The 21,838-nt window shown below is 38.2% G+C and carries 25 protein-coding genes; 2 read left to right on the top strand and 23 right to left on the bottom strand.

Annotated elements, in window-relative coordinates; genetic code table 11:
* Positions 1 to 27 precede the first annotated feature (27 nt).
* From GD441_RS00560 to hbs, 13 genes are all read right to left on the bottom strand, one after another.
* Positions 28 to 1,131 (bottom strand): prephenate dehydrogenase, encoded by a 1,104-nt coding sequence (locus tag GD441_RS00560; RefSeq protein WP_153122604.1) that lies wholly within the window; start codon positions 1,129 to 1,131, stop codon positions 28 to 30.
* A gap of 75 nt (positions 1,132 to 1,206) precedes the next feature.
* Entirely contained in the window at positions 1,207 to 2,304 is a 1,098-nt protein-coding gene (gene hisC, locus GD441_RS00565; RefSeq protein ID WP_153122888.1) for a histidinol-phosphate transaminase, read from the bottom strand.
* 24 nt (positions 2,305 to 2,328) lie between these two features.
* A complete protein-coding gene (aroH, locus tag GD441_RS00570; protein WP_153122605.1) occupies positions 2,329 to 2,709 on the bottom strand; it encodes a chorismate mutase in 381 nt (126 codons plus the stop codon).
* Positions 2,710 to 2,738: 29 nt separating this feature from the next.
* Positions 2,739 to 3,818, bottom strand: a complete 1,080-nt coding sequence (gene aroB, locus GD441_RS00575; RefSeq protein ID WP_153122607.1) for a 3-dehydroquinate synthase — start codon at positions 3,816 to 3,818, stop codon at positions 2,739 to 2,741.
* Positions 3,819 to 3,820: 2 nt separating this feature from the next.
* Positions 3,821 to 4,993, bottom strand: coding sequence for a chorismate synthase (aroC, locus tag GD441_RS00580; RefSeq protein ID WP_153122609.1), 1,173 nt, complete (start codon positions 4,991 to 4,993; stop codon positions 3,821 to 3,823).
* 188 nt (positions 4,994 to 5,181) lie between these two features.
* Positions 5,182 to 5,955 carry a CheR family methyltransferase gene (locus GD441_RS00585; RefSeq protein WP_153122611.1) on the bottom strand — a complete coding sequence of 258 codons (774 nt, stop codon included), beginning with the start codon at positions 5,953 to 5,955 and terminating at the stop codon, positions 5,182 to 5,184.
* A 292-nt stretch (positions 5,956 to 6,247) separates the two neighbouring features.
* Positions 6,248 to 6,694: a nucleoside-diphosphate kinase gene (gene ndk, locus GD441_RS00590; protein ID WP_153122613.1), complete on the bottom strand. Its 447-nt coding sequence runs from the start codon at positions 6,692 to 6,694 to the stop codon at positions 6,248 to 6,250.
* Positions 6,695 to 6,800: 106 nt separating this feature from the next.
* The gene (gene hepT, locus GD441_RS00595) at positions 6,801 to 7,763 is read right to left on the bottom strand and encodes a heptaprenyl diphosphate synthase component II (RefSeq protein ID WP_153122615.1); all 963 of its coding nucleotides are present in this window, start codon (positions 7,761 to 7,763) and stop codon (positions 6,801 to 6,803) included.
* Positions 7,764 to 7,915: 152 nt separating this feature from the next.
* A complete protein-coding gene (locus tag GD441_RS00600) occupies positions 7,916 to 8,626 on the bottom strand; it encodes a demethylmenaquinone methyltransferase (RefSeq protein ID WP_153122618.1) in 711 nt (236 codons plus the stop codon).
* Between the two features lie 3 nt (positions 8,627 to 8,629).
* Positions 8,630 to 9,451, bottom strand: a complete 822-nt coding sequence (locus GD441_RS00605; RefSeq protein ID WP_153122620.1) for a heptaprenyl diphosphate synthase component 1 — start codon at positions 9,449 to 9,451, stop codon at positions 8,630 to 8,632.
* A 161-nt stretch (positions 9,452 to 9,612) separates the two neighbouring features.
* A complete protein-coding gene (mtrB, locus tag GD441_RS00610; protein ID WP_153122623.1) occupies positions 9,613 to 9,837 on the bottom strand; it encodes a trp RNA-binding attenuation protein MtrB in 225 nt (74 codons plus the stop codon).
* Between the two features lie 27 nt (positions 9,838 to 9,864).
* A complete protein-coding gene (gene folE, locus GD441_RS00615; protein ID WP_153122625.1) occupies positions 9,865 to 10,431 on the bottom strand; it encodes a GTP cyclohydrolase I FolE in 567 nt (188 codons plus the stop codon).
* Positions 10,432 to 10,701: 270 nt separating this feature from the next.
* Positions 10,702 to 10,974, bottom strand: a complete 273-nt coding sequence (gene hbs, locus GD441_RS00620; RefSeq protein WP_153122627.1) for a non-specific DNA-binding protein Hbs — start codon at positions 10,972 to 10,974, stop codon at positions 10,702 to 10,704.
* 680 nt (positions 10,975 to 11,654) lie between these two features.
* Here hbs and GD441_RS00625 point away from each other — a divergent pair.
* A complete protein-coding gene (locus GD441_RS00625) occupies positions 11,655 to 11,972 on the top strand; it encodes a hypothetical protein (protein WP_153122629.1) in 318 nt (105 codons plus the stop codon).
* A gap of 3 nt (positions 11,973 to 11,975) precedes the next feature.
* Here the strand turns inward: GD441_RS00625 and spoIVA are convergent, their stop codons facing one another.
* The 8 genes from spoIVA to GD441_RS00665 all read right to left on the bottom strand — a co-directional run bounded on the left by spoIVA (position 11,976) and on the right by GD441_RS00665 (position 19,329).
* Positions 11,976 to 13,454 carry a stage IV sporulation protein A gene (spoIVA, locus tag GD441_RS00630; RefSeq protein ID WP_153122631.1) on the bottom strand — a complete coding sequence of 493 codons (1,479 nt, stop codon included), beginning with the start codon at positions 13,452 to 13,454 and terminating at the stop codon, positions 11,976 to 11,978.
* Between the two features lie 455 nt (positions 13,455 to 13,909).
* Entirely contained in the window at positions 13,910 to 14,632 is a 723-nt protein-coding gene (locus GD441_RS00635; protein WP_420849632.1) for a hypothetical protein, read from the bottom strand.
* A gap of 19 nt (positions 14,633 to 14,651) precedes the next feature.
* A complete protein-coding gene (locus tag GD441_RS00640) occupies positions 14,652 to 14,855 on the bottom strand; it encodes a DUF2768 domain-containing protein (RefSeq protein WP_153122633.1) in 204 nt (67 codons plus the stop codon).
* Positions 14,856 to 15,135: 280 nt separating this feature from the next.
* A complete protein-coding gene (locus GD441_RS00645) occupies positions 15,136 to 16,188 on the bottom strand; it encodes an NAD(P)H-dependent glycerol-3-phosphate dehydrogenase (RefSeq protein WP_153122634.1) in 1,053 nt (350 codons plus the stop codon).
* Between the two features lie 15 nt (positions 16,189 to 16,203).
* Complete coding sequence (gene der / locus GD441_RS00650) at positions 16,204 to 17,514, bottom strand: ribosome biogenesis GTPase Der (RefSeq protein ID WP_153122637.1); 1,311 nt, start codon at positions 17,512 to 17,514, stop codon at positions 16,204 to 16,206.
* A 134-nt stretch (positions 17,515 to 17,648) separates the two neighbouring features.
* On the bottom strand, positions 17,649 to 17,834 hold the full coding sequence (locus GD441_RS00655; protein WP_153122639.1) for a capping complex subunit for YIEGIA: 186 nt from the start codon (positions 17,832 to 17,834) through the stop codon (positions 17,649 to 17,651).
* The gene (locus tag GD441_RS00660) at positions 17,831 to 18,727 is read right to left on the bottom strand and encodes a YIEGIA family protein (RefSeq protein ID WP_153122641.1); all 897 of its coding nucleotides are present in this window, start codon (positions 18,725 to 18,727) and stop codon (positions 17,831 to 17,833) included. Before GD441_RS00660 ends, GD441_RS00655 begins: the two co-directional genes overlap by 4 nt.
* Positions 18,724 to 19,329 carry a YphA family membrane protein gene (locus GD441_RS00665; RefSeq protein ID WP_153122643.1) on the bottom strand — a complete coding sequence of 202 codons (606 nt, stop codon included), beginning with the start codon at positions 19,327 to 19,329 and terminating at the stop codon, positions 18,724 to 18,726. Before GD441_RS00665 ends, GD441_RS00660 begins: the two co-directional genes overlap by 4 nt.
* A 121-nt stretch (positions 19,330 to 19,450) precedes the next feature.
* Between GD441_RS00665 and GD441_RS00670 the strand changes: the two genes are divergently transcribed.
* A complete protein-coding gene (locus GD441_RS00670; protein ID WP_153122645.1) occupies positions 19,451 to 19,582 on the top strand; it encodes a YpzI family protein in 132 nt (43 codons plus the stop codon).
* 50 nt (positions 19,583 to 19,632) lie between these two features.
* Here GD441_RS00670 and fni read toward each other — a convergent pair whose 3' ends face one another.
* Entirely contained in the window at positions 19,633 to 20,661 is a 1,029-nt protein-coding gene (fni, locus tag GD441_RS00675) for a type 2 isopentenyl-diphosphate Delta-isomerase (RefSeq protein WP_153122647.1), read from the bottom strand.
* Positions 20,662 to 20,672: 11 nt separating this feature from the next.
* Complete coding sequence (gene rpsA / locus GD441_RS00680; protein ID WP_153122649.1) at positions 20,673 to 21,806, bottom strand: 30S ribosomal protein S1; 1,134 nt, start codon at positions 21,804 to 21,806, stop codon at positions 20,673 to 20,675.
* Positions 21,807 to 21,838 lie beyond the last annotated feature (32 nt).

The raw sequence follows: 21,838 nt of genomic DNA on the forward strand, positions 1-21,838 counted from the left end.
GTGTTCATTTCTCGCCCTCCTTATTCATTATGCGTAGTATGTCCCATATGTAGTTTGCTCTTTAATACATTCCTCAGCTTTTTTCCGGTCGGCTTCCGATTGAAAACTAATCACGAGAACGCCATATAGTTCTTCTCTCGTCTCTAAAATTCTAATATTTGTGATGCTAATTCTTTCTTCTGCTAAATAGCCGGTAATTTCAGAAATGACCCCTGGATAATCTGGAACATCCACATATAGGTCATAGAAGGAAGGAATAGCTCCTTTTGATGCAACCGGAAGACCGTCTCGAAAGGATTTTGCAGTTTTAAAGTATTCTAATATACTATCCCCATCCTCCTCTTTAATCTTTGATTGAATCATTTTCATACCGGTGATCCAATCGTCCATAAGAGACAGGAGAACTTCTTTATTATGCAGTAGAATATCCCTCCACATCTCAGGACTGCTTGAAGCAATGCGGGTTATATCCCGGAAGCCTCCTGCAGCGAGCCTTATAACAAGATCTTGTTCTAAATGATGGGCTTTTGCTTGATGAACAAGTCCAGCTGCAATAATATGCGGAAAATGGCTAATAACACCCGTTAATTCATCATGAAGCTCAGGAGAAATCGTTAAAAAGTTCGCTTTTGTACCCCTTAGCCATGCTTTTAATTCAGCAATCCTTTTTTCCTCGGTACCCTCTTTTGGTGTCAACAAATAAAAGGCATTTTCAAATAAGTGGGCTTTTGCAGCTGCCGGACCGCTTTTATGAGAGCCAGCCATCGGATGCCCTCCAATAAATGTGTAGCCTTTCCGACGTAAACCATCCGCTTTTTCTGAAACCTTTCTCTTTGTACTTCCTACGTCTGTTATGATGACGTTTTTTTTGAGATGTAGAGTTCCTAATTCCTCAAGGATTCCCTCCGTTTGCACAACAGGTGTTCCGATAATAATTAAGTCTGCTTGTTCAGATCCCTCTCGAATGCTATCACACTGAACATCAATAATTCCTAATGCCAATGAAAGATGAAGATTGTCCTTCTTTACATCATATCCAAAGACCTTCGCTTCACTGTGCGTTTTTTTAATCGCCAGAGCAACAGAGCCTCCAATAAGACCGAGGCCAATAACAAATACATTTCCTCTCACTGTTTCAGCCTCCTTTCTAGGTCTTGTCGTTTTAAAAGCCGGCTCTTCCATAAGAAGAAATCCGGCCCACAAAACTTATGTTGTGACTGTTTCGTGCAGGAATTCTTTCATCGCTTTCATCAATCCTTCGTTTTGCTCTTCCGTACCGACTGTTACCCGAACTGCTGTCGGAAAGCCTAACGCTTTCCCTGAACGAACAATATAACCCTTCCTCATTAAATATTGGAATACTTCATCTCCATCTACACCAAAATCAATCAGGATAAAATTACCTTGTGAAGGATAATAGGAAAGCCCTTCAGCTTCACAGAAGCTATAATATGCATGTAATCCTTTACGATTTTCCGTCTTGCATTTTTGAATAAAATCTTGGTCCTGTATAGCTTTGGCAGCGACTAGCATAGCCAATGAATTAACGTTAAATGGTTCTCTAGCAGGTTCAAGACGTGAGATGATTTCCTCTGAAGAAATACCATAACCGACTCTAAAGCTTGCCAAACCATAAATTTTGGAGAAGGTGCGTAATATCATGATATTTTTATATTTCTCTAACAATTTGATGGACTCAGGGTAATCGTCTGCCTCCACATATTCATAATAGGCTTCATCTAAAACTACTAATATATCTTGTGGCACCTTTTCTAAAAAAGCGTTTAACTTCGTTTCCTGTATATAAGTTCCAGTCGGATTATTAGGCGAACAAAGCCAAATGACCGCTGTATTTTCATCGATTTGGCGTAACATGGAATCTAAATCGTGCTCGCCATCTACTAGCTCAACCTCTCTAATTTCCGCACCTTCGAGAATGGCATTATGCTTGTATTGCGGAAAGGAAGGAGTCGGCATGATCGTATTTTTTCCTGGCTCCAAAATACTTCTGGATATCAATTGGATTACTTCATCCGAACCATTTCCAAAAATGAATTGCTTTTCACTTAAGCCATGATGCTTAGCAACTGCTTCTCTCAAGATCGTTGCATACCCATCTGGGTAGAGCGCAAAGTTATTTTTCTTTTCATGAAGTGCTTTCAAAACTTCTGGAGAACACCCAAATGGATTTTCGTTAGAAGCAAGCTTTGTTATTTTTTCCAATCCAAACATTTTTTTCACTTCTTCAATGGATTTTCCTGGCTGATATGGCTTCAGGTCCAAAATTGCGTTTTTCCATCTCACTGACATAACACTCCACTCCAATTTTTATTTGTTTACATTTTGGTTACTATGTAAGTCGGGGCGCAAAGTAACAGCTTTATTTAAATAGATATGCTGAATTTCAGATTGCTTTTTATCGGTATTAAAGTGAAGCATAATCCTAATGCAAAGCGGCAAGGAGCCTGGGACAGGTATTTCTCGCATACACATAACAGGTACATAGGCCCAGCCTTTAATATTTCGCAATGCTTTTGCCGGAAATGTAGCAGTCAAATCTTCGGTAACAGAAATAAATACCGAAGTAACCTGTTCCGGATGAATATCATTTTCATCAATCATAACTTTTAACAGTTTTTCTGTAGCTAACACAATCTCTTTTTCTTCGTTGTTAGAAACTGTCGTAGCTCCTCTAATGCCTCTTAACATTCTTTCCCCTCCTTTGAAAAACACCGTACTCAGTTATACATCATGCTGTTAAGCTCCCTTAGCACATCCTCTTCCGATAAAGGCCGTAAAACAGGATTGCCTATGGATTGAAGCAGAACAAAATTCAACAGTTCTCCTGTCGTTTTTTTATCCTTTTTCATCGTTACCAATAAATCATTAGCATTTAGAGCACTTGGTATGTTCGTTTGGTAGCCTAGCTTTTGTACCCAAGCTATAAACTCATCTATGTCAAATTCCAACCTCGCGAATTTCTCACTTAACTTCAAAGCAAAAATCATTCCGATTAAGACAGCCTCACCATGCGTTATTTTCCCATAGCCTATATTGGCCTCTATAGCATGACCAAGCGTATGACCAAAGTTTAAAAAAGCACGAATCCCTTTTTCTTTCTCATCCTCTTTTACAATGCTGGCTTTAATTTCTATTCCTCTATGAATGATCCATTCTAAATTTTTTTCATTCAAGGCTTCAATAGAATTAATTTCTTCTTTTAAGACATGATAAAAATGGACATCTTGAATAAGCGCGTGCTTGATGGCTTCTGCAAAACCTGAACGCATTTCCTTAGACGGTAATGTTTTTAAATAAGAGATGTCATAAAAAACACTCTCCGGCTGATAAAATGCACCGATCATATTCTTCCCTAGCCTATGATTGATAGCAACCTTACCACCGACGGCACTGTCATGTGCCAATAAAGTAGTCGGTACTTGAATAAATGGAATTCCCCTCATATAAGTGGCAGCTACAAAGCCTGCCAGGTCTCCAACTGCTCCGCCGCCAAGAGCTAATACTAGAGAGGTCCTGTTTACGCCTGCTTGTAATGCTTCAGTATGACATTGCTCAAAAACTGAAAAAGTTTTCGCTTTTTCTCCACCTGGAACAATGGTTGTCATCATTTCAACGCTTGATTTCTTAAATTCTTCCAAAAAACTATGTAAATGAAGAGCTGCAACATTTTCATCAGTAATGAGCCAAATTTTCGAAAAGCCCCTATCGGTGATAAATCGTACAAGCTCAGGGATTAGCTTTATTCCTAAATAGACTGGATAGGATTTTGAAGAAGTTTCTACAACGATCGTCCTCATTGTCAAAACTCCTTTGTTTCAGCCCGGTACCGGTCAACATATTCTTTAAGGATCGAAAATTGGTCAGAAGGGAATTGTTCTACAATAGCGTTTGCAAGCTCCCAAGCCACTACATGTTCTGCAACTACCGCTGCTGCAGGTACTGCACAGCTGTCTGAGCGCTCAATGCTGGCTTCAAATACTTCTTTCGTTTCAATGTCCACACTTTTTAAAGGTTTATAAAGAGTAGGAATCGGCTTCATTACCCCTCTAACGACAATCGGCATCCCCGTTGTCATACCCCCTTCAAAGCCACCAAGTCTGTTTGTTAAACGGGTGTAGCCGTCTTTTTCATTCCAGGCGATTTCATCATGAACTTCACTACCATACTTCTTGGCAGCCTCAAAACCAATTCCAAACTCTACGCCTTTGAAAGCATTAATGCTAACGATTGCTCCAGCAATTTTTGCATCAAGCTTACGATCATAGTGAACATAGCTACCAATACCAATTGGCATACCTTCCACAATGACCTCCACGACTCCACCAATCGAATCACCCTTTTGTTTTGCATCGTCAATAGCGGCCATCATTTTTGTTGCTGCTTCTTCATCTAAGCATCGTACTGGTGAAGCTTCTGCAATTTCCTGGATTTGATCAATAGAGAGATTTTGTACGCGATTGGCTTGAATTCCTCCAATTTCCACAACGTGAGAAGCCACTTTAATTCCTAATAAGGACAAAAGTTTTTTCGCTACAGAACCAGCTGCGACCCTTACTGTCGTTTCACGTGCAGACGATCGTTCAAGGACATTCCTTAAATCACGATGTCCGTATTTGATTCCCCCATTTAAGTCTGCATGGCCAGGTCTAGGTCTAGTAATGACCCTCTTAATCTCTTCATCGCTTCCCTCTTCTAAAGGCTCGATCCCCATGATTTTCGTCCAATGCTTCCAATCATTATTTTCTACAACTAAGCAAACAGGGGAGCCAAGTGTTAAGCCATGACGCACACCTGCTGTGATTTCAACCGTATCTTTTTCAATTTGCATTCGTCTTCCTCGACCGTATCCCTTTTGTCTCCGTGCAAGGTCGATATTGATGTCCTCCGCTGTAATCGGCATTCCCGCAGGAAGACCTTCAATAATGGTCGTTAGCTTTGGACCATGTGATTCTCCCGAAGTTAAGTATCTCATTCAATTGCCCCCTCTGAATCAATTTACAAAGTACTATGTATAAATCTAGTAAGCATCAAATACTTTAGCGCTTAAAAGCGATATAGTGTTATGTAACAATATAACACAAAATCTCGAAAAATGGGTATAAAAAAAGTTTGAAATTAATGTAGAATCTTAATTTCAAACTATATAACCATTATTATACTTCACTTCTTTTTATAAAAAAACGTGTCTTCCGTTTCAAAGGAATATTGTTGCGGATTAAAGATTTGCTCAGTACTGCCTACAAAAAACACGCCTCCAGACTTCAATGAGTTGCTGAATTTTTGATAAAGCAAATCTTTCGCTTCCTCGGTAAAATAAATCAGCACATTTCTACACACAATTAAATCATAACCGCTTTCAAAAGGTTCTGACAGAAGATTATGCTTTTTAAACGTAACCGTTCTCTTTATTTCATCAGTGACTTTATAATACTCTCCTTCTTTTGTGAAATACTTTTTCTTTATGGCTTCAGGTACTTCGTTTAACGATCTTTCATGATAAACTGCCATCTTTGCTCGAGCGATCACGTTTTCGTCGATATCGGTAGCCAATATAGAAATTTGCGATGTCGGTAAATATTTGCTTAACACCATTGCAATGGTATAGGGTTCTTCGCCTGTAGAACACGCAGCACTCCAAATCTTTAACCTTCTTGATCCACTTAAAAGTCTAGGAAAAATCTTATTTTCTAGAACCTCCCATCTTTTGGCATTCCGATAAAATTCCGACACATTAATGGTCATCCGATCTAAAAATTCATTTAAGCTGGCCTTGTTATTTTGAATTTCTCGAAAATATTCTTTAAAACTTTTAAAACCTTTTTTTTCGTATAGGGAGGTCAGTCTACGCTTCATCTGTGCTTCTTTATATAGACTCAAATCTATTCCGGTTAGCTTTTTAATATGTATAATAAATTCTTGATAATCCTGTGACATAATAAAGACTCCTCTTCATGATCTGTTTCATGGAAGACCGCGTTTCCTACATAAGTATATCGAAAAACAAGTGCTATTGCCCCGTATTTTTAGAAGTTTTATTGAAATTTATCAGACAATCGAACCAAAAAACTCTCAGCCTTTTGTTCTGGATGACAAAAATTAGCGGTTTAAGAAGTTTTGTTCACCTAAATAGAACGATATAAAACGATGTATTAGACACTCCTTATTTTTCACAAAAATACCCCATGCAAGCCGCAAATACTCACATGGGGTCCCCTATTCATATCGATTAATAAATCCACTCGTTGATCAACTTTGAATATTCAACAAGCTCCTCTTCTTTGAAGAACAAGCCGATTTCACGTTCAGCACTCGCAGGGGAATCAGATCCGTGAATAACATTTTTGCCGACCGTTAAACCAAAATCGCCACGGATTGTTCCTGGCAGAGCATCCTTTGGATTGGTTGCCCCCATCATTTGACGTGCTGTAGCAATTACGTTTTCACCTTGCCACACCATCGCAAACACAGGACCAGAAGTAATGAAATCAACAAGCTCCCCGAAGAAAGGACGCTCTTTATGTTCACCGTAATGTTGTTCTGCAAGTTCTTTTGAAACCGCCATCAATTTTGCTCCTACCAATTGAAAGCCCTTTTTTTCAAAACGAGCTACGATTTCCCCAATTAACTGACGTTGAACACCGTCAGGCTTAACCATTAAAAAAGTTCTCTCCATGCTAGCTCCACTCCTATTACGTATGTATAAAGTTGTCCAAATAGACAATCCACGAAAATATTAACATTGTTTTGAAAATTTTGCAACAGAGGGAGATTTAAAACTTTTAGAATTTTCTTTTACCGATGTACTTGGCGATCTCATATAAAGTTTTGTTTGCTTTTCCATCCGGGAGTTCTTTAAGAATATTGAAAGCTTTATTTAAATAACGGTCACTTATTTCAACTGATAGCTGAATAGCATCCGACTTTTTTATTTTTTCTAGAATAAGATTTATCTGGGATTGAGGAGTTTTTTCGTTAATTTGCACAATTTCAGCACGAAGTTCTTCATTTTTCATAGCAAAAAGTACAGGTAATGTAATATTTCCTTGCTTCAAATCACTTCCTGCTGGTTTACCAAGTTCTTTTTCGGAAGCTGTGAAATCAAGGATATCATCGGTTATTTGAAAGGACATACCTACATAGTACCCAAATAGAAACAGCTTCTTATGAATTTCTTCTGGAACTCCTGCTGCAATTGCACCTAGTTGGCAACTAGAAGCAATCAAGAGAGCTGTTTTTCTTTTAATTCGCCTTAAGTATGTTTTCAAATGCTGGTCAAAACGGTATTTATCCTTAATTTGTTCAATTTCACCGATGCACAGCTCTACAATCGTTTTAGCCAAAATTTGGTGTAATTCCGGGTTTTTTATTTCCGATAACAATTCTACAGAACGGGCAAAAATATAATCACCTGTATACATGGCAACGCGATTATCCCATTTTGATTTAATGGTAGGGGCTCCCCTTCTTAATTCAGCATCATCAATTACATCATCATGCACTAAAGAAGCCATATGAATTAACTCTAATGCCACAGCTACTTTTTTTATCACATCAATATTGTAATCACCAAATTTTGCAGCTAATAAAACGAAAACCGGGCGAATTCTTTTCCCACCAGCCTGAAGCAAATGAAGCGAAGCCTGTCTTAAAACAGGAGATTGGGCTTGAATGGTAGTCTCTAATTCTTTTTCTAACATTTGTAAGTCTGCATTCAGAAAAGAATACATCATTTTTAATTTCATATTCTCCACCCAGCTTTACTAACATCAAGTCAATGATCTGTCCAAATTCGTCCCTGCCCTTTTCCAAACGCGCCATCCTCATAATTTGGTAAGATCCCCAAACAGGAGCTTAAGTATAGGGCAGGACTTTTTTTAGTCATTCTTATTTTATACTAATTCTTAGGTTTAAATCCGAAATGCGTGGCCGCTACGCCCCCGCTATGTGATTTGTACGTAACGTTTTCAAAACCCGCCTGTTTAAACAGCTCCGCTAGCTCTTTCATTCCAGGGAAGTCTCGGGCAGATTCTTGAAGCCATGAATATTCCTTATAGCTTTTAGCGAAAATTTTCCCGAAAAACGGCATAATAAATCTAAAATAAAAATAATATAGCTGCCTAAAACCAATCATAGTTGGCTGAGACGTTTCTAAACATACTGCCATTCCTCCCGGCTTTAAGACACGGTGCATTTCTTGCAAAACTCGCAAATAGTCCGGAACATTTCTCAGACCAAAGCCGATCGTAACATAATCAAATGTATTGTCTTCAAATGGCAGCTCCATAGCATTACCATGAATGAGTTCAACCTGTTTTAGATTCAGTGATTTAACTTTTTCTTCACCAATCTTAAGCATGTTTTTGCTGAAATCAAGTCCCTTAACCACACCTTTTGGACCTGTCTCCTTAGCTAGCGCAATCGTCCAGTCTGCTGTCCCGCAACAAACATCAAGTGCCTTGGTACCTTTTTTCACTTTCATAATGTCCATTGTCGTCTTACGCCATCTTTTATGCTGTTGAAAACTAATAACTGAATTCATTTTATCGTAATTTTGAGAGATTTTCTCAAAAACCTTGTGTACTCGTTCTTCTTTTGAATGCTGCATCCTTTACCCTTCTTCCACAAATGAGTTAGACTGTACCAGATTCATTTCTAACATCCCGCATACTTTTTCTTTTACATTTTCATTTAGTGGCGAGAGCCTTTTTAATAATTGTTCAGTAGACTGCTGTAGTTGAAAAATGCAACGATCAAGCTTGTCATAAATAAAACGCTCTTGATCATTGGATAGATGTTTTTTTTCCTTTGGAAAAAAAATATTTTGTAAAATTTCGAAAAGAGAAGAATGATGACGCTGTTTAATTCGTCTCTTTTCCTCAAGTAAACGGTTTAACAGCAATGCATTACCTACAAAATCCTTCCAATCAGGTTTGTTAAATTCTTCTGCAACCTTAATTAATAATGAACATTCGATGATCTTAATCGTTTCTAATAATTGATTTACATCATCAAAGTCCTTTTGATAGAGCAAAATTTTATATTCGTTTATATCTTTAATAGCAGTAGCTAAGGATTGAATAAGCGACACATTTTGAATATCCGCTAATATTTTATAATATAGACCACTATAATACACACCGGCTAACACGGTTAACTGACGATTTTTTAATAAATCCGAAATTTCCTTTTCCGCTTTGGAATTTGAAACTTTTTCATGAGTGTCAAGGGCCATTTGGACAAGCATTGTTGATGTGATAAATTTATCCTTTTCTTCATCACTAATTTCCAAATCGTCTAGCAATGAAGCTAATATCGTCAATTTTACCTCATCAACAAATGGTGGTTCCAAATATTGAAGAAGGTAAGGATGACTTGCCTTTGAATGAATCAAATCCCGAAGCTCATTTATGTATGTAGTTATATTCATCATTCTAAATCACCCTTACACCTTGAGTTTATGTACTTACAATTTTTCGCACGATCCTACGATTTAAGCGACCATAATAAAAGCACACATTATTATATCACAAAATAAGAATAAAAGGCTCTGTTAGAGTATTTTTTCAAAAAAATAAGCAGGAATTTCCCTGCTTATTTTTTTGAGCTGTCTATTTCACCGAATGGCGTGTAGATTTTCGCATTACCTCTTACTTTTATGGCAGAGGTGTGTTCTGTAAACTGGGCAATCATCACTTCACCTGAGTCTAGCTTTTCTGAATGATGGAAACGGGTATCTGATCCTCTTGTCAAACCAATGACATTCACTCCGTCATCCAATGCCTTGATTACAACATAATCAAAGTTTTTTTCACTCATTTTGACTCACCTCATCTTTTCTTTTATTTAAGATTTAATTAGGGAAAGAACCTCACTTCTGGTTCTGGCATCTTCTGCAAAAACACCCCGAACAGCTGAGGTCACGGTTTTAGCCCCAGGTTTTTTCACACCTCTCATCGTCATACACATATGTTCCGCTTCAACAATTACCATTACCCCGTATGGATCTAACTTTTCCATGATTGAATCAGCCACTGTGGATGTAATTCTTTCTTGAAGCTGTGGCCTTCTTGCAACAGCTTCCACCGCTCGTGCAAGCTTGCTTAATCCAGTAACCTTTCCATTTTTCGGTATGTATGCAACATGAGCATGTCCATAAAAAGGGACAAGGTGATGCTCACATACTGAATAAAATGGAATATCCTTTACAAGAACTAATTCTTCATGGTCTTCCCCAAAAATGGTTTCAAAATGCTTCTTTGGGTCTTCATTCAATCCAGAAAATATTTCTTCATACATTCTGGCTACACGTTTCGGTGTATCTAAAAGTCCTTCTCTTGAAGGGTCTTCTCCAACTGCTTCCAATATCATTCGAACTGCTTTTTCTATTTGGGCATGATTAACCTTTGCCATAACTTTTCCTCCTACAGCTAAACAATCAATGTAAAAATTACATGATACCATCTTAGCACAATTACGAAAAAATAAGCAAAAAAAGAAAAGCCCAAAGCGCCGAGTAGAAAAATTAAGAGTGTAAAGTCAAACTTCTTTAATCTAAACTTTTTCAATATATAGGGCGGATATTCAACTATGGTAGAAACTGATCTTTTAAAATTATGAATGATAATAAAAAGGACCTTGCATACGCTAGGTCCTTTTATCTACATATTGCAGGATATGTAATTACTTCACTGCATCTTTAAGTGCTTTTCCTGGTTTGAATGCAGGAACCTTGCTTGCAGCGATTTCAATCTCTTCCCCAGTTTGAGGGTTGCGACCTTTACGAGCAGCACGTTCACGCACTTCGAAGTTACCGAATCCGATAAGCTGTACTTTATCACCATTTTTTAATGCGTCTAAAATCGTATCAAAAACAGCATCAACAGCTTTTGTTGCATCCTTTTTGGATAGCTCGCTAGCTTCTGCAACAGCATTGATTAATTCTGTCTTGTTCATGCCATTCACCTCCTCCCAAAAAGAATTTCATACAAAGTAAGATTTTATATAACCGAATAATCAATTGCAATCATTCGATATATTTTCTATTAAAAAAAATTTCATACCTAGTATTTTTTTAAAAATAAGGAGCCTATTAATTCGCTTAATACCGGAAGAATGGCTGATGTAATGCGTTTTCTGTTAGTAGATTATCATAATCAACTAGTGTTAGCAAGAGAATTCCATCAATAATGGCAATGTTTTGCTTAATTACTTAATTTTTCTCTCCATAAGAGAGTGCAAAACCTATTTTTGATCGGATCCTATCAGTATTTTTTATACTATCCATGATTGCCGTATTTTCAAATAATAAACCTGTAAACAGCGCTAAAATAAAGAAGGGATTGTCCAGAAAGTCAGTTTTCCTGACTTTCTGGAGCCTCTTTTTTATCATTTATTTAAAAAATAAAGTTCTTTTCACATAGAATGATGTTTTTAGACTATAAAGTTTGCCCGTTGATTTCCGCTCCAGGCACTTGCTTTCCGCGGGGAGGGATGTCACTCCTCGGCGTTGCCGCCTGTGGGGTCTCCCACTTCCCTCTTTTTCCCGCAGGAGTCAAGTACCCTCCGCTACAATCAACTCAGATCGTACCTATATTGAAGCCAATGCCAATAGTGAAGAAAATTATGTATATGCGATGGGTGACGAGAAAGAGCCTCGATTTGATTTTCCCATTCCATATGGATCCTATATTCAAGAACAGACACGCAAATACAAAAAAGACATCAAAAACGCGAAAAACTGGACCTATCATGAGCAAGAGGATTGTTTTATTTGCCCGAATGGAAGAAAGGTTACGTTTAAAAGAATCAGTCTGGTTATAGTAGCAGGCATCCGCCAGCTACTTTCAGAGAAAAATCCAAATAACACAAAGGCAAGTGGAGAAAAACGAATCGTTTTTCTCCACTTGCTTCATTTTAGGGACTTTTTAGACAACCCCTTCTTTATTTGCTAATTTTTACAATATGATGGCAATCAGTCCACCTGAGCCCTCATTAATGATTCTTTCGAGTGTTTCTTTAAGCTTATAACGTGCATTTTCAGGCATAAGTGAGAGCTTTGCAGAAATGCCTTCCCTAACAATGCTGCTTAAGCTTCTTCCGAAAATATCGGAATTCCAGATGGATAAAGGATCATCCTCAAAGTCCTGCATCAAATAGCGAACAAGCTCTTCACTTTGTTTTTCTGTACCGATAATCGGAGCGAACTCGGATTCTACATCTACTTTAATCATATGGATAGAAGGTGCAACCGCCTTTAGTCTTACACCAAAACGAGCTCCCTGGCGAATAATTTCCGGCTCATCAAGGCTCATGTCTGCTAATGAAGGTGCTGCTATTCCATAGCCTGTTTGTTTCACCATTTTTAATGCATCAGAAATTTGGTCATATTCAGCTTTTGCATGTGCAAAATCCTGCATAAGCTCTAGCAGATGATCCTTACCTCTTATTTCAACCCCAACAATTTCTTTTAGAATGCTGTCATAGAGCTCATCCGGTGCAAATAAATCAATTTCCGCTACCCCTTGACCCATTTCGATCCCAGCCAAGCTTGCTGAATCGATGAAATCAAAGTCATTAAATTGCGTAATGACACGATCCACATCTCGAAGTCTTTTAATATCTTTAACTGTTTCTTTTACTGCTTCCTGGTAGCTTTCACGAAGCCAATGATTTTCCCTGAGTACCATCACCCAGCTAGGTAGATTTACATTCACCTCAAGCACAGGAAATTCAAATAGCGCTTCACGAAGGACGTTTAATACGTCTCCCTCTCTCATGCTCTCAACGCTCATCGCAAGAACCGGAATATCATACTTTTCTTGGAGCTGAGTTCTTAGTTCGGCTGTGTCAGGGTGATGGGGTTGAACAGAGTTAATGACAATAATAAAAGGTTTTCCTACCTCTTTTAACTCTTCGATCACTCTTTCCTCTGCTTCAACATAATCAGAGCGAGGAATTTCACCGATCGTCCCATCCGTTGTTACGACCACTCCGATGGTCGAGTGATCTTGAATAACCTTTCTTGTGCCGATTTCAGCTGCTTCATGAAATGGTATTGGTTCTTCGTACCAAGGTGTATGGATCATTCTAGGACCATTTTCATCTTCATACCCTTTTGCGCCAGGTACTGTATACCCAACACAATCCACTAGACGAATGTTTACTTTAAGACCTTCGTCTACCTTAATGCTAGCTGCTTGATTAGGTACAAATTTCGGCTCTGTCGTCATGATTGTTTTTCCGGCAGCACTTTGAGGAAGCTCATCCTGTGCTCTGGAACGTTCTGCTTCATTACTAATGTTAGGAATCACAACCAATTCCATGAACTTTTTTATGAAGGTAGACTTGCCAGTGCGGACTGCACCAACAACTCCCAGATAGATGTCGCCGCCAGTTCTTTCTGCAATATCTTTAAAAATATCTACTTTTTCCACGAGATCCCCTCCCGAAATTAGAGTTGCTGGGATGAATTTATCCATTTAGTAATATACTTGGACAATACATGTGTATGATTGCTATACAAAAGTATTCTTACTTTTTTTCAAAAACCCCCTTTTTTTCTGCAATTTTAGTAAGTTGTTATTGGCACATATCGTTGTTTCCCATGCTTTTCTTGTCATGGCGTTCCCATCGAAAAAGAAAAACAACACTTCACACAGAATTTCAGGTATTCTTTAGATCATTGACGCTAATTATTGACCCTTTTCCCCAACTTATATGTAGAAGAGCAATTTTTAGCCTTGTTCTTCCCGAAATCCATTATTCATTACTAGTAAATAAACCTTATGATCTATACAAAGAAGCAAACAAAAAAACCCTTCTCCTACAATATATTTCGTAAGAAAAGGGTTATGACTATGGTTCATGATTTTCTACTATTCAAACTCCATTATTTACTCAGGAAAATAGGCTTATTTGACTTTTGGTCGATTGTATAAGGTAAAGAATAAGCAGGAACAAAGAAAGAATTCTCCACTAGAATGTTCCTGATATCCTCACCATACTTGTAGTTATGTTTATTATTTTGCAAGGCTGTCAAAAGATCTGGCGTATAATCAACAAATATTTGTGCTTCATTATTAATGATTAAGCCTAACGGTTTTTGAGAATATGGACTTATTACAGTCGGAGGTTCTTTTAAACCAAGTTTCTTATAATCCAAGGTAAAAACATGATCTGCTATTCTTTCCTTAAATGGAGGATAGCCATTCGATTGACGATATACTTCTAATCGAATGGTCAAATCCTGTATTGCCCCGGCCATTCTCATATCAAACAGCTTAACGGTTGGGTCATTTTCCACATCTACAAGAACATATTGAAAAACACCACCGCTTTCAAATGCATTACCCGGAGGCTCCGCCATATATTTTGGCACAATTTTCTTAAAATCGATTAAATATTTTTGGTAAATCGGCGTGTCACCATCTTTTGTTTTGATAGGTAACAGTCCTTTTTCATCCTTTTGATACTGATCGACAGCAGATTGCACTGCTTGTATCTGGTCTTGATAAGGAACCTGGTTTTCGGCTCTATTTTCTTGAGGATACAAACAACCAGATAGAACGGACATAGAAGCCGCAAAAACTAGGACGAGAATCAGCTTTTTGATACTGCGATGATGGATGTTTTTAAGCATCTGTCGGTCCACTCATCACTACAAAGAATATGATAATACCAGCCAAAATCATTAATATGTAAGCGATTATCGCAGTTAAAACCTTCAAAAAGCCCTTTCTCAATTTAAATCTGCTCAAATAAATAAAAAGCAAGGATATAAACATGAAGATCATTGCGGCAAATGAAATCCACATTTTTTGCAATGCTGGCGTCATTACTTTCACTCCTTTTCACGAAAAGTATTATAACATACCCAGCATAAAGGAAGTACATTTTTTGTAAGTATGAGTCAGAGTTGACTCATTAACTTTTATACAATTAAGTCTAAAATATAATAAAAAACAGAAGATTAGACTCTCGCCTAAGTTCTTCTGTTTGACTAAAGTTATACCGCCTGACAGGTTTTTTACTAGCTTGTTACATTATATAATATGTTACAATAGGGCTTCTGCATCTGCATTTGCCCATTAATATCAATCTTTTACGGAAAATATTTTAGGACTCTTGTTTGTCAACCAAAATGTTAACAAGGTCCTCCATTTCAGACTTTTTCATGCGGGACATTAAAGAATCTACTGCAGCTTTTACATCTTCGCCGTTAAAGAGGACGTTATATAAAGCTTCCGTAATCGGCATTTTCACCTTATATTTTTTTGCCAGCTGATAAGCTGCCTTTGTCGTCCTTACTCCTTCGACCACCATTCCCATATTTTGTAGCACTTCCTCAAGCTTATGTCCCTTACCAAGCATATTACCCGCTCTCCAGTTGCGTGAGTGAACACTTGTACAAGTAACGATCAAATCACCGATGCCGGTTAAGCCTGAAAATGTAAGCGGATTAGCCCCCATTGCGGTTCCAAGCCGAGCAATTTCCGCAAGACCTCTAGTGATCAGAGCAGCTTTTGCATTATCTCCATACCCTAGGCCGTCTGTGATCCCAGCAGCAAGTGCAATAATATTTTTTAATGCACCGCCAATTTCCACTCCAATAAGATCTGGATTGGTATACACACGAAAATTACCATTCATAAATAGATCCTGAATTTTTTCTGCTGCCTTCATATTTTTGGATGATACGGTAACGGTTGTTGGATGTCGTAAGCTTACTTCTTCGGCATGACTTGGTCCTGAAAGAACGACAATGTCTTTTAATAAATGGGCAGGCATTTCTTCTTCTATCATTTCAGAAATCCTAAGTAAAGAGTCCGGTTCAATTCCTTTACTTACATGGACGATCAATATCGGGTGGGTTATTTCCTTTGCCACCTTCTTAAGAACATCACGAATGGCTTTTGTAGGAACTGCCAAAATAACAATTTCTAAGTTTTGAAGCGCTTCATGAAGGGATGTATACCCTTTTATTTCTTCCGGCAAAACAATTTCCGGAAGATATTGCTGATTTGTGTGCTTCGTGTTGATTTCTTCGATCTGCTCTGATTTATGCCCCCATAATCTGACTTCATGCCCATTGTCAGCCAACACCATTGCCAAAGCTGTTCCCCAACTACCTGCACCTAACACAGCAACTCTTTCACGAGCTTGATTCATACCATCACAACCTTTTTATTTTCTTTGTCTAGCAAAAATTTTGATCGGTGTACCCTCAAAGCCGAACGCATCCCGAATTCGGTTTTCTAAAAATCGTTCATATGAGAAGTGAAGAAGTTCCGGATCATTTACAAACAATACGAAAGTTGGAGGTTTTACAGCCACTTGAGTTGTGTAATAAATTTTTAAGCGATTTCCTTTATGCGTAGGAGTAGGATTCATTGCTACTGCATCCATAATCACTTCATTTAAAACATTCGTTTGAACACGCATTGCATGATTTTCACTTGCTGTATTGATGAGAGGCATTAACGTATGAATTCTTTTTTTCGTTTTGGCTGATAAGAAAACAATCGGTGCGTAATCCAAGAACAAGAAATGGTCGCGAATTTTTTGCTCGAAATCCTTCATCGTTTTATCGTCTTTTTCAATAGCGTCCCATTTATTAACGACAATAATGACAGCTCGTCCCGCCTCATGGGCATAGCCGGCAATTTTTTTGTCTTGCTCTCGAATTCCTTCCTCAGCATTCAGAACAACCAATACGACATCTGAGCGTTCAATGGCTCTTAGGGCCCTTAACACACTATATTTTTCAGTACTCTCATAGACTTTTCCTTTTTTCCTCATACCGGCTGTGTCAATAATGACATAATCCTGGCCATTATATTTTAAAGGAGAGTCGACAGCATCTCTTGTTGTACCCTCTATATCACTAACGATGACACGTTCTTCACCTAATAAGGCATTAACTAATGAAGATTTTCCTACGTTCGGTCGACCGATTAAGCAGAACTTTATTACATCTTCATCGTACTCTTTTCCATTATATTTAGGAAAATGTTTCACCACTTCATCCAGTAAATCCCCTAATCCCAATCCGTGTGTTCCAGATATAGGAAACGGTTCTCCGAATCCAAGTGAATAGAAATCATAAATCTGATCTCTCATTTCCGGATTATCTACCTTATTTACAGCAAGAACAACTGGTTTCTTGGACTTGTATAATATTTTTGCAACCTCTTCATCAGCAGCAGTTACTCCTTCACGGCCGTTTGTCATAAATATGATGACATCTGCTTCATCAATGGCTATTTCTGCCTGCTGACGAATTTGCTCTAAGAACGGTTCGTCCCCAATATCGATTCCACCAGTATCAATAATATTAAACTCATGTGTGAGCCATTCTCCAGAACTATATATTCGGTCTCTTGTAACTCCAGGAATATCTTCTACAATCGATACCCTTTCTCCTACGATACGATTAAAAATCGTTGACTTACCTACGTTAGGCCTTCCAACTATAGCAACAACTGGTTTTGGCATGGAAGTCACCCTTTCTTTATTTCATTTTTTTATCGTTTTTTTAGCTAAAATAACCCTTCTTGCATAAAGAAGGGTCTAACTATCTTATAGTACCAAATTTTCATTAGCACAACAACGATTATCCCAAAAGCCCTTTAATGCTTGACGATAATATAAATATCCTCAGTTAAAGCATGAGCAATCCCATCCAAAATGGCCTCCAAATTTGCTGCAAAATCATCCATCTCCTCTTTGTTTGAGCAATGGAATACGTGAGCTCCAACTGGTACTTTTTCTGGCTTTGTTGTCACAACGGCTAAAATATACTTTTCTAGCGTCATCGAGAGACCTTTCCTTTCTTCCCAATATTAGACTTAGTAGGCATTCTGATCGCATTTTCTAAAGTAGGAACATTGCCGATGATCGCAATGGCTTTTTCGATATCCTTTTCTTGTGGTAGGACAAAAACCCCGACGCGGCCATCGTCTAAGTCTCTTTTTGCCAAAGGAACAAGTGCAGGTGTACCAGAATCCCGATACACACCTAACGCTGTCGATACATCATGAAGAATGGCCTGTCTTTGACCCAAATTTGCAATCGTAGAACGAACATTGAAGTTTTTTGGTTTTAAAATGAAGCCCATCCCGTACCGTAGAACTTCTTTTTGTCGTTTAGGAAGTCCGATATTCATTATGTAAATATTATCAACATATAAGCCTGCGCCATCAAATCTTGGCTCAAAATATTCTATATCCACTAAGTCCTTCAATCGATTACCGGACATAAATCTATGACATAAACATAACGAAATGATAAACGCAACAAGTCCGACCCAAATATTCCAAAGTAAAATTCCAGCAGTAGTCAATAAAGAAGTTAAAATGACCAAATAGTTTCTGCCTTCAAAGGCAATTGCAATGCCTTCTATGTATGTATTCCCTCTTTTCACCAACTCGTATTGGTCTAACTCAGTAAGTGTATTTCTTTCCATATTCCGAACTTCCCGAAACTGGGATGCAGCAAGTGTTAAAAAAGTAATAGCAGTAAATTCCTCTTCCAGGATGGCTGGGATGACAATGCTCCCTAGGCCTGCAGCAATAAACCCTAACGCCAAATGTATGATTTTCCCATGCAAATAAGTTGGATATTGCCGATAATCGCTTCTTAGCATATATAATCTTGCAATCGTTCCTGCCATAACGCCAAAAAGGATCGGTAATGCATACTCATTCATCGCGATTTAACCTCTTTCTTACCTAATGTTTTGTTGGTATACATATAGCCAGCCAATAATTCTAATCCGTGCCACAGGGAACTTACCATTACTACCATTGATAGTTGATCGTACCAAGTTAGAGTGGCCATTTCATAAGGAACTCCAAGAGGATCAAAAACTAAAAATAAAAGTCCATCCCCTATGAGCATTCCAAGTACGATACTTAACAGTCTCTGTTTCCAATCGGATAGGAGTATTATGCTCAAATACGTCAAAATTATTGTCAGCATCCATTTTGGATCAAAAAGAACCCAAATAGGATCAATGAATGAGAATAATATAAAACTGCTGGTACACAGCCCCATTAGGAAGGAAATAACCACAACACTCCATTTATTCTTAGACCGTAAATTTCCAATATAAAATGAAGCGAAAATAATAAGAAGAAGCGCACCTGCATTTACGTCCGTATTGTATAAAGGGATACTTTTATTGGACAAATAAACAAGTAATAATATCTGTATGAGCAATTTGTCTCGATTGCTATTTGTTGAGGGAACAAAAAAAATCAAAAAGACAATGACAATCCAAGCAATCCAGAAGAAAAAAATTCCATCCACTTTTCTCCCTCCTTTCCCTACCATTATGGACTAAATACAAAAATTTTAACGACTAAACATACAGACAATGACGAAGCATAAAGTCAATGGAAGATGGAATGTTACTAGTAGGAGGTGTGTGATGGGAAAGGATCGACAAGAAAAAAAGCTAAAGCAAAGCAGAAGGACGGAGTCAGACCGTGACCAGTCCCTAAGCTATCCGGGCTCAACAATGTTGGAAGGCCCTGAAGAATCAAGAAAAAGGAATCAATAGGGGCAAATTCTAAAAAAAAAGCGATGATGAAGATAGTAAAAATTTCTTCATCATCGCAGCCCCCGTTGAATTGCCCAATGATAGGTTTTTCCTTCAATTACAATCGGTGCTTTTTTTAATTCACTTATATTCCTCGTACCTAATGCAGTCATGATTAGTCGTAGGTCTTCTTGAATTGTCCGAATTTCTTCAATTAATAGTTCCAGCCCTTGCTGTTTGTAGATTTTTAGGAAATGTCCTGCTAGTCCAACTGCATCCGCACCAAGAGCATGACTTTTTGCAATGTCGAGTGAGTCTCGAATTCCCCCAGAAGAAATGATTGAAATTGGAGCATCAACACTTTTGGCTTCGAGAAGAGAGCAAGCTGTTGTTATTCCCCAATGATTGAAATAAGAGAGTACTTTTTCACGGCGTTCATTCTCAATTTTCGCAAAATTTGTACCGCCGAATCCCCCAACATCAATAATGGATACCCCAACAGAAACAAGCTTCTCAATCGTTTCTTTACTCATTCCGAAACCAACTTCTTTTACAATGACGGGAACATTTATACCGGAAGAAATCGTTTCAATTCGTTTTAAAGTATGTTTGAAAGAGCGATCTCCTTCAGGCATGGTTAATTCTTGGATGACGTTCAAATGAATTTGCAAAGCGTTTGCTTCAAGCATCTCTACAGCTCTCTTCGCCTGATCGAGAGTGGCTTCCCCACCCAAATTACCTATAATGATTCCATTAGGATTCTCTTTGCGGACTACAGAATAGGTGTCAACTTGTGTTGGATCTTTAATCGCTGCCATTTGTGAGCCTACTGCCATGCCAATCCCCGTCTCTTTCGCAGCAATAGCAAGGTCCCTATTCAGCTTTTTCGTTTCTTCCCCGCCGCCTCCGGTCATGGCATTGATAAAAATTGGCGAACTTAAGGAAAGTTCGCCAATAAACGATTGAAAATCTATTTCTTCAACACTACGATCCGGTAAGCTTTGATGAACAAACGTAATATCATGAAAGCCATTGGATCCTTCCTGCCCAATTTTGAGGGCATGTTTGATATGATCCAATTTACGTTGTGTTCTTGACAAGCGCATCACCATTATTTTAATTTTTTTAATTGGTCTCCAATCACTTCACCTAATTGGAACCCTTTTGCTTCTTCAGGTAGCTCATATTCTTCAGCAGCAGGAACTGCTTTCTCCTCTAGCTCTTTAATACTTAAAGAAAGTCTTTGCTCTTCTTCGTTCACATCAAGGACTTTCACTTTTACAGTTTGTCCTTCTTTTAACACTTCATGAGGAGTAGCGATATGTTTGTGTGAGATTTGAGAAATATGAACCAGACCTTCTACACCTGGGAAAATTTCAACAAAGGCTCCGAAAGAAACAAGTCGTTTTACAACACCCTCTAGCACAGAGCCCTTTGGAGCTTTTTCGCTAATGTTTGACCAAGGGCCTGGTAATGTTTCTTTAATGGACAAGGAAATTCGCTCATTTTCTCGGTCGACCGATAATACTTTTACCTTTACCTTGTCCCCCTCGCTAACTACATCAGATGGCTTATCGACATGCTCATGGGAAAGCTGGGAAACATGGACAAGTCCGTCAACTCCTCCGATGTCAACAAAAGCGCCAAAATCGGTTAACCGTTGAACCGTTCCATCCAATACTTGTCCCTCTTGAATAGATTCCAAAATGTTTTTCTTCTTTTGGCTTTTTTCTTCTTCGACGACAGCACGATGAGAAAGAATTAACCGATTTTTCTCACGATCTAACTCAACAATTTTGAAAGTCAACGTTTTATTTTTGTAATCAGAAAAATCTTCAACAAAATAATCTTCAACAAGAGAAGCAGGTACAAAGCCACGGACACCTAAGTCCACTACAAGTCCGCCTTTTACGACGTCTTTCACCTCAGCTTCGAAAACTTCACCCGCTTGGAACTTCTCTTCGAGTTGATCCCATGCTTTTACAGCATCGACCTTACGTTTAGAAAGAATTACATTTTCTTCTTCCACTTTAATAACTTCCAATTCTAATTCGTCACCTTCATTTACTACGTCAGAAGCTTTTTCCACATGAAGGCTAGATAATTCACTAATCGGAATAATGCCATCAGATTTACTGTTCTCTACGTCTACAATTACTTGTTTCTCTTCAACCTTAATGACTTTACCTTTTACTTTGTCACCGATTTCAAATTGGCTCACATTCATTTGCTGTTCCTCTGTCATATGTACTCCTCCTTCACACAATCTGCTTTCAA

It is taken from the genome of Peribacillus tepidiphilus, assembly GCF_009466385.1.
GTDB lineage: Bacteria > Bacillota > Bacilli > Bacillales > DSM-1321 > Bacillus_BN > Bacillus_BN tepidiphilus.

Coding starts and splice junctions, on each gene's coding strand:
- aroH (WP_153122605.1), bottom strand. CDS start 2,709: ATGTTAAGAGGCATTAGAGGAGCTACGACAGTTTCTAACAACGAAGAA.
- aroB (WP_153122607.1), bottom strand. CDS start 3,818: ATGAGGACGATCGTTGTAGAAACTTCTTCAAAATCCTATCCAGTCTAT.
- aroC (WP_153122609.1), bottom strand. CDS start 4,993: ATGAGATACTTAACTTCGGGAGAATCACATGGTCCAAAGCTAACGACC.
- GD441_RS00585 (WP_153122611.1), bottom strand. CDS start 5,955: ATGTCACAGGATTATCAAGAATTTATTATACATATTAAAAAGCTAACC.
- ndk (WP_153122613.1), bottom strand. CDS start 6,694: ATGGAGAGAACTTTTTTAATGGTTAAGCCTGACGGTGTTCAACGTCAG.
- hepT (WP_153122615.1), bottom strand. CDS start 7,763: ATGAAATTAAAAATGATGTATTCTTTTCTGAATGCAGACTTACAAATG.
- GD441_RS00600 (WP_153122618.1), bottom strand. CDS start 8,626: ATGCAGCATTCAAAAGAAGAACGAGTACACAAGGTTTTTGAGAAAATC.
- GD441_RS00605 (WP_153122620.1), bottom strand. CDS start 9,451: ATGATGAATATAACTACATACATAAATGAGCTTCGGGATTTGATTCAT.
- mtrB (WP_153122623.1), bottom strand. CDS start 9,837: ATGAGTGAAAAAAACTTTGATTATGTTGTAATCAAGGCATTGGATGAC.
- folE (WP_153122625.1), bottom strand. CDS start 10,431: ATGGCAAAGGTTAATCATGCCCAAATAGAAAAAGCAGTTCGAATGATA.
- hbs (WP_153122627.1), bottom strand. CDS start 10,974: ATGAACAAGACAGAATTAATCAATGCTGTTGCAGAAGCTAGCGAGCTA.
- GD441_RS00625 (WP_153122629.1), top strand. CDS start 11,655: ATGGGTGACGAGAAAGAGCCTCGATTTGATTTTCCCATTCCATATGGA.
- GD441_RS00640 (WP_153122633.1), bottom strand. CDS start 14,855: ATGACGCCAGCATTGCAAAAAATGTGGATTTCATTTGCCGCAATGATC.
- GD441_RS00645 (WP_153122634.1), bottom strand. CDS start 16,188: ATGAATCAAGCTCGTGAAAGAGTTGCTGTGTTAGGTGCAGGTAGTTGG.
- der (WP_153122637.1), bottom strand. CDS start 17,514: ATGCCAAAACCAGTTGTTGCTATAGTTGGAAGGCCTAACGTAGGTAAG.
- GD441_RS00655 (WP_153122639.1), bottom strand. CDS start 17,834: ATGACGCTAGAAAAGTATATTTTAGCCGTTGTGACAACAAAGCCAGAA.
- GD441_RS00660 (WP_153122641.1), bottom strand. CDS start 18,727: ATGAATGAGTATGCATTACCGATCCTTTTTGGCGTTATGGCAGGAACG.
- GD441_RS00670 (WP_153122645.1), top strand. CDS start 19,451: ATGGGAAAGGATCGACAAGAAAAAAAGCTAAAGCAAAGCAGAAGGACG.
- rpsA (WP_153122649.1), bottom strand. CDS start 21,806: ATGACAGAGGAACAGCAAATGAATGTGAGCCAATTTGAAATCGGTGAC.